The sequence below is a fragment of the Nonomuraea sp. NPDC000554 genome (assembly GCF_040300065.1).
Taxonomy (GTDB): domain Bacteria; phylum Actinomycetota; class Actinomycetes; order Streptosporangiales; family Streptosporangiaceae; genus Nonomuraea.
Genome location: NZ_JBEPDC010000076.1, coordinates 1 through 1,643 on the forward strand (window position 1 = coordinate 1; position 1,643 = coordinate 1,643).

The window sequence follows — 1,643 nt, forward strand, 5'->3', positions numbered from 1 at the left end:
AGCCAGTAGTGGTGGTGTTGGAAGGGGTAGGTGGGGAGGTTGGTGGTTTTGGCGTTGGTGTTGGTGAAGAGGTTGGTCCAGGTGATGGGGGTGCCGTGGGTGTGGGTGGTGGCGATGGCGTGGAGGAGGGTGGTGGTTTCGGGGTGGTTTTTGCGGAGGGTGGGGGTGATGGTGGTGTGGGTGTTGGGGGGGAGGTTGTGGGGGGTGATGTTGGTGAGGGGGGTGTCGGGGCCGAGTTCGAGGATGGTGGTGACGCCGGCGTTGGTGAGGTAGGTGATGGTGTCGGCGAATTGGACGGTGTGGCGGGCGTGTTGGGGCCAGTGGTCGGGGGTGAGGTGGTGGGTGGGGGTGGCGGTGAGGTTGGTGATGAGGGGGGTGTGGGCTGGGTGGTGGGTGAGTGTGGTGGCGGTTTGGTGGAGTTGGTTGAGGATGGGGTTGATGAGGGGGGAGTGGAAGGCGTGGGAGACGGTGAGGGGGTGGGTTTTGCGGCCTTGGGTTTTGAAGTGGTTGGTGATGTGGTTGACGTCGTGTTGGGGGCCGGAGATGACGGTGCTGGTGGGGGCGTTGATGGCGGCGATGGTGACGTTGGGGGTGAGGTGGGGGGTGATTTCGTCGGGGGTGGCGTTGATGGCGGTCATGGCGCCGCCTGGGGGGAGGTTTTGCATGAGGCGGGCGCGTGTGGTGATGAGGGTGGCGGCGTCGGTGAGGGTGAGGATGCCGGTGGTGTGGGCGGCGGTGATTTCGCCGATGGAGTGGCCGGCGATGTAGTGGGGGTGGATGCCCCAGGAGGTGAGGAGTTTGTGGAGGGCGGTTTCGATGGCGAAGAGGGCGGGTTGGGTGTAGGCGGTTTGGTTGAGGAGGTGGGCGTGGGGGGTGTGGGGTTGGGCCCACATGATGTGTTGGAGGGGGTGGTCGAGGTGGGGGTTGAGGGCGTCGAAGGTTTCGTCGAGGGCTTGGGCGAAGGTGGGGAAGGTGTGGTAGAGGTCGCGGCCCATGCCGGGGTGTTGGGCGCCTTGGCCGGTGAACAGGAACGCGGTTTTGCCGGGGCGGGCTCGTCCGGTGACTACTCGGACGCCGGCGTCGGCGGTGGGGTCGGCGGCGGTGGGGTCGGGGGTGCTGGTGTTGGGGGTGTTGGTGGTGAGGTGGTGGAGGGCGTTGGTGAGGTCGTGGTGGGTGGTGGCGAGGATGACGGCGCGGTGTTCGTGGTGTGTGCGGGTGGTGGCGGCGGAGAGGGCGAGGTCGTGGAGGGGGAGGTCGGGGTGGGTTTGCAGGTGGTGGGCTAGGCGGGTGGCTTGGGCGGTGAGGGCGGCGGGGGTGTGGCCGGATAGGGGGATGGGGATGAGCGGCAACACCTGAGGCTGGGGCTGGGGTTGGGGGTGGGCGGTGGTGGTGTGGTCGTGGGTGGGTTGGTGGGGGGGTTGTTCGAGGATGAGGTGGGCGTTGGTGCCGCTGATGCCGAAGGAGGAGATGCCGGCTCGGCGTGGCTGGTTGGTGTGGTGGGGCCAGGGTTGGGGGTGTTGGAGGAGGCGGATTTGTCCGTGTTGCCAGTCGACGTGGGTGGTGGGGGTGGATATGTGCAGGGTTTGGGGGAGTTGGCCTTCCTGGGCGGCCATCACCATCTTGATCACACCCGCCACACCGGA

1 protein-coding gene is annotated in these 1,643 nt (G+C 67.0%); it reads right to left on the reverse strand.

Annotation, left to right across the window (positions count from 1 at the left end; translation table 11 throughout):
* A partial coding sequence (locus ABT294_RS50695) for an acyltransferase domain-containing protein (RefSeq protein WP_350813743.1) occupies window positions 1-1,619 on the reverse strand: 1,619 nt, incomplete at its 3' end.
* Window positions 1,620-1,643: the final 24 nt, after the last annotated feature.